The 8,587-nt window shown below is 69.8% G+C and carries 6 protein-coding genes and 2 pseudogenes; 3 read left to right on the top strand and 5 right to left on the bottom strand.

Annotated elements, in window-relative coordinates:
* Positions 1–350: 350 nt before the first annotated feature.
* A complete protein-coding gene (locus tag E1298_RS52025) occupies positions 351–971 on the bottom strand; it encodes an FAD-dependent monooxygenase (RefSeq protein ID WP_424923200.1) in 621 nt (206 codons plus the stop codon).
* On the opposite strand from E1298_RS52025, the pseudogene E1298_RS52020 reads away from it, so the two are divergent.
* Positions 924–1,652 (top strand): annotated as a pseudogene (locus E1298_RS52020) (transposase); the annotation flags it as partial. The gene E1298_RS52025 and the pseudogene E1298_RS52020 overlap by 48 nt on opposite strands.
* Before the next feature lie 649 nt (positions 1,653–2,301).
* Here E1298_RS52020 and E1298_RS40125 read toward each other — a convergent pair.
* Positions 2,302–4,185: an ABC transporter ATP-binding protein gene (locus E1298_RS40125; RefSeq protein WP_131902621.1), complete on the bottom strand. Its 1,884-nt coding sequence runs from the start codon at positions 4,183–4,185 to the stop codon at positions 2,302–2,304.
* A gap of 389 nt (positions 4,186–4,574) precedes the next feature.
* Between E1298_RS40125 and E1298_RS40120 the strand changes: the two genes are divergently transcribed.
* The gene (locus tag E1298_RS40120) at positions 4,575–5,687 is read left to right on the top strand and encodes an aminotransferase class V-fold PLP-dependent enzyme (protein ID WP_243726117.1); all 1,113 of its coding nucleotides are present in this window, start codon (positions 4,575–4,577) and stop codon (positions 5,685–5,687) included.
* 72 nt (positions 5,688–5,759) lie between these two features.
* Here E1298_RS40120 and E1298_RS40115 read toward each other — a convergent pair whose 3' ends face one another.
* The 3 genes from E1298_RS40115 to E1298_RS40105 form a co-directional block, all read right to left on the bottom strand.
* Positions 5,760–6,179, bottom strand: coding sequence for a CBS domain-containing protein (locus E1298_RS40115; protein ID WP_131902620.1), 420 nt, complete (start codon positions 6,177–6,179; stop codon positions 5,760–5,762).
* A gap of 125 nt (positions 6,180–6,304) precedes the next feature.
* A complete protein-coding gene (locus E1298_RS40110; protein WP_131902619.1) occupies positions 6,305–7,336 on the bottom strand; it encodes an LCP family protein in 1,032 nt (343 codons plus the stop codon).
* Positions 7,337–7,338: 2 nt separating this feature from the next.
* Positions 7,339–7,953 carry an RNA polymerase sigma factor gene (locus E1298_RS40105; RefSeq protein WP_131902618.1) on the bottom strand — a complete coding sequence of 205 codons (615 nt, stop codon included), beginning with the start codon at positions 7,951–7,953 and terminating at the stop codon, positions 7,339–7,341.
* A 229-nt stretch (positions 7,954–8,182) separates the two neighbouring features.
* On the opposite strand from E1298_RS40105, the pseudogene E1298_RS40100 reads away from it, so the two are divergent.
* Positions 8,183–8,587 (top strand): annotated as a pseudogene (locus E1298_RS40100) (hypothetical protein); the annotation flags it as partial.

The following is an 8,587-nucleotide window of genomic DNA, read 5'->3' as shown; positions in this document are numbered from 1 at the left end:
GGTTGAGAGTGGTGATTTGGAGTGTTTGGGGGAGGCGGTGCGGCTTAGGCGGGGTTCTTGTGGAGGCTGTGGGGGCTGGCCTACTTGGGTTGATGTGAAGTTGGGTGAGTCGGATTGTGGAGGGCTTGTTGTGGAGGGCTTGCGGGTTAATAGGTGAGTTAGGGCGTTGGACGGATGGGCGAGCAGGGTGGGGCTTCGTCAGGCGGTGTACTGGTCTTGGTGGAGGAAAGCGCCGTTCTTGGTGGTTCCGGTGACGTGGAGTCAGCGTTCGATGGGGATCTGCTAGACGGGGAGTTCTGTGCTGAAATGGTTCACCGTTTCTTGAGTTGTCTTGAGCCATGTGGCGCCGGTCAGGAGGGTGAAGCGGGAGCGCACCAGGTCGTGGGAGGAGAGTGACTGGTCGAGCCAGATGTGGGCGGCGTCGTGCGGCCTCCATGGTGAGTTCGATGCCTTCGGTCGGCGGCAAGTGCGGCGCGGGGCGATGACTGCGGTGGAGTCGTAGCGGTCTCATGTGGACGATTGGCGTGTTGACGACGCCCGCTTCGGCGCGTGCTTTTGGGCTGGCGTCCCAGTGCAGGCGCGGGTTGGCCAGCCACAAAGGTGAGGGTCGCGTCTGGACGGCGTTCGGCCTCGTAGCTGTCGAGCAGGGCGGGGCCTGCTTGGTCAGCGAGCTTCCAGGCCAGATTGTGGGCGTCAGCGATGCCGGTGTTGAGGCCGAACGCGCCCGGGGCGGGACGGCGCGCGCCGCGTCGTCCCATCAGGAAGGCGTGACCAGCGCGGAAGCGGTCGGCTGGACGAGTGATTTCTAATGGTCCCGATGTGGTGAAGTGGCGACGGCATGCGAAGAGGGTGTCCAAGATCGTCTTGTGGAGAACAACCCGGACACCCTCGTGACCGCGCTGCGCGTCAAGATCGACGACGACATGGCCGGGATCGCCCGGCTGCCTGGACGACCGGCCATTCTCAGTCACGCCGAGCTGATCTGCCTGGTGGTCATGCAGGCCATGCCCGGATCCGCCTCCGAGGCCCGCCGGCTGCGGACCGTCCGCACCCACTTGGGGGACCTGTTTCCCCTTCGTCCCGCAGCAGTCCGGCTACAACAAGCGGCTGCGGGCCGCGCTGCCGCAGATCAAGCGCGTCATCCGCGTCCTGACCACCGACATCGGCCTCTGGCACGACACCGTCTGGATCGCCGACTCCATCCCCGTGGAGTGCGGCCGGTCCCGTCCCACCGTCCAGCGCTCGGACCTGGCCGGCTGGGCGCCCTACGGATACCGCCGATCCACTCGCGGCTGGTTCTGGGGCCTGCGGCTGTATTTGGTCTGCACCCCGGCAGGGATACCGATCAGCTGGGCGCTGGTCAACTCCAAGCCGGACGAGCATGAGGTGGTCGCCGCGATGCTCCAGATCGAACCCGAACTGGCCGCCAGCCGGGACTGCTGCTGATCGCCGACAAGGGCTTTCGGGCCCGCTGGTTCGGCGACGAGCTGGCCGGGCACGGGACGAAGGTGCTGCGGCCGTCGATGCGCGGTGAGCAACCCCGGCCGGGTGAGCACCTGCTCAAGGGCGTCCGCCAGCTCATCGAGTCGGTCAACCACACCCTCAAAGGCCAACTCGACCCGGAACGACACGGCGGCCGCACCATCGAAGGCGGCGATGTGGTCGGGGTCGGCGCGCAGTTCGCGCCGGGCGGCCAGTACCTTCTCCTCGGTCTGGGCCGGGGTTCGTGACGGGCAGGTGCGAGGGCCGCTGCGCCGTTCGGCCAGCCCGTCCCAGCCCTGGCTGCGGTAGCGACTCACCTACCGGTGCGCGCATTGCCGCGACACCCCCAACTCGGCCGCGACGTGCGCGACCGGGCGGCGGTCCTGCACGACACGGCGAACCAGCAGGCATCTGCCGTGAAATGTCAGCCGAGCGTTAGCGTGACCCATCACGACCTCCGGGTGTTGGTGAAGCATGCAAACTCCACTACGCCCGGAGGTCTTCTTGCTGATCAAACACCTACCGGTCAGGTGTTAACAAGATCATGGCCATGTACAGGTAGGAGCGGTGGCGGGTCCTGTGTTCGCGAGGTCGTCGCCGGCGGTGAGTGTCCGTAGTTCGCGCGGCGCGTCCTGGACGCTGAGGCTTTTAGCGCGGAGTAGCGCATTGGGTTCGGTCTCACGTGCGTGTTCGGTCGAGTCGCCTCCTGGTTGGCGGCGGCTCTGGGAGTGCGGCGGGGGAAGTGGGCCCGTCCCGGCCCAGGTTTGGGACGGGACGGGACGGGACGGGGGCGAGGCGCGGGACGGAGTGGGTGAGTTGTTAGGCGACTGGTTCTAGAGGGGTTTGGTCGTTGAACTGGGTGTTGTAGAGGTCGGCGTAGCGGCCGCCTGCGGCGAGGAGTTCTTCGTGGGTGCCGCGTTCGATGATGCGGCCTGCCTCGACGACCAGGATCACGTCGGCGGCGCGGATGGTGGAGAGGCGGTGGGCGATGACCACGGCGGTGCGGCCGTCGAGCGCCTCGTCCAGGGCTTCCTGGACGGCGGCCTCGGACGTGGAGTCCAGGTGGGCGGTGGCCTCGTCCAGGATGACGACGCGCTGGCGGGCGAGGAGGAGGCGGGCGATGGTGAGGCGCTGGCGCTCGCCGCCGGACAGGCGGTAGCCGCGTTCGCCGACGATGGTGTCCAGGCCGTCGGGAAGGCCTTCGATCAGGGTGGCCAGGCGGGCGCGGCGCAGGACGTCCCAGAGGTCGTCCTCGGTGGCCTCGGGACGGGCGAGGAGGAGGTTGTCGCGGATCGACTCGTGGAACAGGTGCCCGTCCTGGGTGACCATGCCGAGCGTGTCGCGGATCGACTCGAAGCTGAGGTCGCGGACGTCGATGCCGCCGAGGCGGATCGAGCCGGAGTCGACGTCGTAGAGGCGCGGGAGGAGCTGGGCGATGGTGGACTTTCCGGCGCCGGACGAGCCGACGAGCGCGATCATCTGGCCGGGCTCGGCGCGGAACGAGACGTCGTGCAGGACGTCGACGCCGCCGCGGGTGTCGAGGGTGGCGACCTCTTCGAGAGAGGCCAGCGAGACCTTGTCGGCGGACGGGTAGGCGAAGCGGACGTGGTCGAACTCGACCGTGACCGGGCCGTCCGGGACGGTGCGGGGCTCGGGCTTCTCGGCGACGAGGGGCTTGAGGTCGAGGACCTCGAAGACGCGCTCGAAGCTGACGAGGGCGCTCATGACCTCGACGCGGGCGCTGGCGAGGGCGGTCAGCGGCGCGTAGAGGCGGGTGAGCAGGAGGGCGAGGGCGACGACGGCGCCGGCGTCGAGGTCGCCGCGCAGGGAGAACCAGCCGCCCAGGCCGTAGACGAGGGCCAGCGCCAGGGCCGAGACCATGGTGAGCGCGGTGATGAAGACGTGCTGCACCATCGCGGTGCGGACGCCGATGTCGCGGACGCGGCTGGCCCGGGCGGCGAACTCGGCGGACTCGCGGGACGGCCGTCCGAACAGCTTGACCAGGGTGGCGCCGGGGGCGGAGAACCGCTCGGTCATCTGGGTGCTCATCGCGGCGTCGTGGGCGGCGGCCTCGCGTTCGAGGCGCGCGAGGCGGGTGCCCATGCGGCGGGCGGGCAGCACGAAGATGGGCAGCAGGATCAGCGCGAGCAGGGTGATCTGCCAGGAGATGCCGACCATCACGGCGAAGGTGAGGACGAGCATCACCAGGTTGCTGACCACGCCGGACAGCGTGTCGCTGAACGCGCGCTGCGCGCCGATCACGTCGTTGTTGAGGCGGCTGACCAGGGCGCCGGTGCGGGTACGCGTGAAGAACGCGACGGGCATCCGCTGGACGTGGTCGAAGACCGCCGTGCGCAAATGGAGGATCAGCCCTTCGCCGATGCGGGCCGAAAGCCATCGGTTGACGAGCCCAAGGCCGCCCTCGGCGAACGCCAGGACCGCGATCAGGATGGCCAAGCGGACGACCGTGGAACTGGCCGACTGGTCGACGATGGCCTCGACCACCCGTCCGGCAAGGACGGGCGTCGCGACCGCCAGGACCGCCAACAGCACGCTGAGCAGCAAGAACGAGAACAGCAGCCGTCTATGGGGACCCGCGAAGCGTGCGATGCGGAGCAAGGTCGCCTTGGAGAAGGGCCTGCGGTCGTTCTGCGCGTTCATCGCGTGGTGCAAGGACATCCACGCGGTGACTTCCATGTCCATCTGGGTTTACCGCCGCTCTCTGAGGGACTCTCTACAACAGCATCATGGAACCTCAACGAAAGTTGAGGTCAAGTCATCGCCGTGACCAGGGTCGCGCGTGGGTACGACAATTCCGATGACGATCAGCACGAGAAGGGCGCCAGGTGGGCAGCGAGACTCGGCAGGCGGGTATCGAGGCAAGGACCGACGACAGCGGGAACGGTGGGAACGCGCCGGCGGGCGCTCCGAAGGCGCGGAGCAGCGGCGCGAAGGCTCGGAGCGGCGGCGCGAACGTGCGGAACGGCGGCGCGAACGTGCGAAGCGGCGGTGCGAGCGTGCGGGACGGCGGTGTTGTGAAAGCGGGGATTGATGTCGAGAAGGTGCGGGCGGACACTCCCGGGTGCGCGGAGGTGGCGCATCTCAACAACGCCGGGGCCGCCCTGCCTCCGCGTCCGGTGATCGAGACGGTCGCGGAGCAGTTCGCGCTGGAGTCGCTCATCGGCGGGTACGAGGCGGCCGAGCGCAGTGCCGCGGTCGTCGAGCACTTCTACGACGCGGTGGCCGGGCTGATCGGGGCGCACCGGGACGAGATCGCCTACGTGGAGAACGCGACTCGAGCGTGGGACATGGCGTTCTACGCGATCCCCTTCGCGCGGGGCGACAGGATCCTGACCACGACGAGCGAGTACTCCAGCAACGCGATCGCCTACCAGCAGGTGGCGGCGTCCAAGGGCGTCCGCGTGGAGGTCGTCCCGGACGACCCGGAAGGCACGCTGTCACTGGACGCGCTGGAGGACGAACTGGCGAAGGGCGATGTGCGGCTGGTATCGCTCAACCACGTCCCGACGCACAACGGGCTGGTCAACCCGGTCGCGGAGGTCGGCCGGCTGTGCCGCGAGCATGGCGTCCTGTACCTGCTGGACGCCTGCCAGTCGATCGGGCAGCTCCCGGTGGACGTCGGCGAGATCGGCTGTGACGTGCTGTCGGCGACCGGCCGCAAGTTCCTGCGGGGCCCGCGCGGGACGGGGTTCCTGTATGTGCGGCAGGGGATCGTCCAGACGCTGGAGCCGCCGTTCCTCGATCTGCACGCCGCCACATGGAAGGCACCGGACGGCTACGAGATCCGTGAGGACGCCCGCCGCTTCGAGACGTGGGAACGCTATGTCGCCGGACAGATGGGCCTCGGCGCGGCCGCCGACTACGCGATGGAAGTGGGGATCGAGGCGATCGAGGAGCGGGTGACCGCTCTAGCGTCTGCGCTGCGCGAGGAACTGGCGGACCGTCCTGGGACGACCGTCCTGGACGGAGGCGAGCGTCCTTCGGGCATTGTCACGTTCACTGTGGACGGCCACGAACCCGCCGAGATCAAGACGGTGGCGCGGCAGGCGGGGGTCAACGTCAACACCACGAGTCCCCGTTCCCAGGGGTACGACCCACACGCGCTACCGTCCGCCGTAAGGGCGTCCGTGCACTACTACAACACCGAAGAGGAGCTCGACCGTCTCTTGGCCGTCCTCCCCTGACGGCGGGGGTGGGCGCACCCGGTCGGCCGGTTACGGGGGTTCCGGCGGGGAACCGCCGGGCGCGCCCACTGGTCAGCCGTTCGAGCGCGCCGCGCTGATGTCGGCGAGCGCCGAACCGGAGTCCTCCTCGATCGCCAGGTCGCCGATCGACACGATGCCGACCGGACGGCCGTCCTCGATCACCGGAAGCCGCCGGACGGAACGTTCCCGCATGATCTGCGCGGCCTTGTCGAGGGAGTCGTCGGGACCGACGGTGGCGGTCACGCTGCTGGCGATGCCGCCGATCTTGGACTGGCTCGGGTCGCCGCCCGCGGCGAGCCCCCGTATCACCAGGTCGCGGTCGGTGACGAGTCCCTTGAGGTCGTCGCCCTCCGCCACCAGCACGGCACCGATGTCCTCGTCGCGCATCGCGCGCGCCACGGTGACGATGTCGAGTTCCGGGGACACCGATGTCGGCGAGCCGGTCATGATGTCGCGAATCTTCGTGGCCATCCTCACTCCTTGGGCGGATCGTTTCAGGGCCCCGGGATGATTCGGCCCTTACCCTGCAGGAGCGGGATCACTCATCGCGGACGCGCAGGGATGGCCCCGGCGCCGCGACACCCCCTTGCGGACGCTCAGTTCTCCGCCTTGAACTGCGCGAACAGCGCCGCGGCGGCGTCGCGGTCCCAGGCGAGCCGGTTCGGGTCATGCGGCGATGGGCTTACGGGCACGGTGCTGAACGTGACGGCGTCGGCGCCCGTCTTCTCCAGGCTGCGGGCGATGGCCTCCAGCGCCGGGACGTCCAGCCGCGGGTGGGTGGTGACCGACCCGGCCGCGGCGGCGAGGAACCGCACGAACCGCACCGGGTTCCTGAGCTGCTGGGACTTCGCCTGCCGCAGCAGCGAGGCCATGAACCGCTGCTGCCGCTCGACCCTGGACAGGTCCGAGCCGTCGCCGAGGCCGTGGCGGACCCGCACGTAGGCGAGCGCCCGCGTCCCGTCCAATCGCTGCCTTCCGGCGGGCAGCGACAGCCCGGTCCGCTTGTCGGTGACCGCCTTCGGCAGCGTCACCTCGACGCCGCCGAGCGCGTCCACCATCTTCTTGAAGCCACCGAAGTCGATCGTCACCGTGCTGTCGATCCGGACGCCGGTGAGCGACTCGATGGTCCTCTGCGTGCACGGGGCGCCGCCCAGCGTGAACGCCGCGTTGATCGGCCCCGTCCCCCCGGAGACGAGCTTGCCCTCCGCCGTCCGGCAGGCGGGGATCCGCACCAGCGAGTCCCGGGGGACGCTGACCGCGCGCACGTGCTTGCGGTCGGCCGGCAGGTGAACCAGGACGAGGGTGTCCGAGCGCGCCGGGCCGCCCCGACTCCGCGCGTCCGATCCCATGATCAGGACGTTGAGCATCTTGCCGCTCCCTGCCGCGAACGGGTTCGGCTGGTCCACCGGCCTCAGGTCTCCTTTGCGGAGCAGGACGGCGGGGACGACGATGAGCGCGGCCGTGACCACCGCGACCATGCCGACCAGCGCCCAGCGGCTCGGCAGGCGGACCTTCCGGGGCCGTCCCCGCGCGGCGTCCACCAGCCGCTGCCGCTGCCGGACCAGCGACCCCGGCGGCTCGTGCTCCAGCTCCCGGCCAAGGCCGCGGAGCATCTTCAGATCGTCCACGGCTACTCCTCCTCGTGCATCGGATTGGTGTCGCCGAGCGCGGCGCGGACCTTGCGCCGGGCCCGGTTGAGACGCGAGCGGACCGTCCCGACCGGGATGCCGAGCGCCCTCGCCACCTCCTCGTACGCCAGGTCGCCCCACGCCACCAGCAGCAGGACGTCCAGGTCGCGGCGCGACAGCCCCGCCAGCGCCTCCGCCAGCACCGGACGCGCCGCCGACGCCGTCACCCCCGCCGCCACCCGGTCGGCGGGCCCCTCCACCGGCCCGTCCACCGGGCTCCGGCGCAGCGCCCGGTAACGCGCGGCCTCGGTGCGGTGGTGCCGCGCGACCAGCTTCGTCACGATGCCGAACAGCCACGGCCGCGCGTCGCGCTGCGCGAGGTCGTAACGGTGCCGCCTGCTGAAGGCGGCCAGGAATGTCTCCCCGACGACGTCCTCGGCGGTCTCCGGACCGAGCCGCCGCGAAACGTAGCGGTACAGCATCGCCGAGTAGCGGTCGAACAGCGCGGCGAACGCCTCGGGATCGGCCAGCGACCGCTCGATGAGATCGGCGTCGGCGTCGCGCGCCGGGGCGAGGGGGGCTCCCGCGGCGGGGGGACCGCCAGGAGGTGCGGTCATTCCGGACACCATGGCATACGGACCGGCCTTCCCGTCGGGACTGTGTCAGCGGTGTATCTCCACAACCCGCCGCCCGGGTTCACGCCGTCCCCGCCACACCATGATCACTAATGCGTAACGAAGTGAACTTCCCCGCTAAACTGCGCATCCTTCAAGGTGCACCGGGGGTTGACGGCGAAGGCCCGCTCCGTCTGCGTGTCAAGACACAAGTCGAGGGAGGGGTCGGGTCGTGGACGACGCCCAGCACGAACCGGAGACGGCCGACGGGCCGGACACCGTCGAGAACCCTGCCGCCCCCGAGGCCGAGCCGGGCGGGGAGACTGGGGCCGAGGAGCCCGACGAGGGCGCCGAGACGTCCAAAAAGGAGTCCTCCCGCACAGCGACGGCAGAGTTCCGCCTTCCAGACGCCCCCAAGCCGGACAAGGCCGCAGCCCCGGCCGAGGACGAAGGCGAGGAGAAGGCCGAGGACGAGCCGACCGGACGGAAGGCTTCGTCGCTGACGAGGCCCGACATCTCCGTCCGCAGGAAGCCGACCCCGACCGTCCAGGACACACCCCTCCCGACACGCGAAGAGCTCGCACCCAAACCAGCCACACGTCCCGAGGACACCCCTTCCCCGCCCGCGCCCCAACAC

The sequence above is a fragment of the Actinomadura rubrisoli genome (genome assembly GCF_004349215.1).
GTDB lineage: Bacteria > Actinomycetota > Actinomycetes > Streptosporangiales > Streptosporangiaceae > Spirillospora > Spirillospora rubrisoli.
Note: the sequence above shows the minus strand (reverse complement) of the source record. Positions and strands in the feature narration are given on the sequence as shown.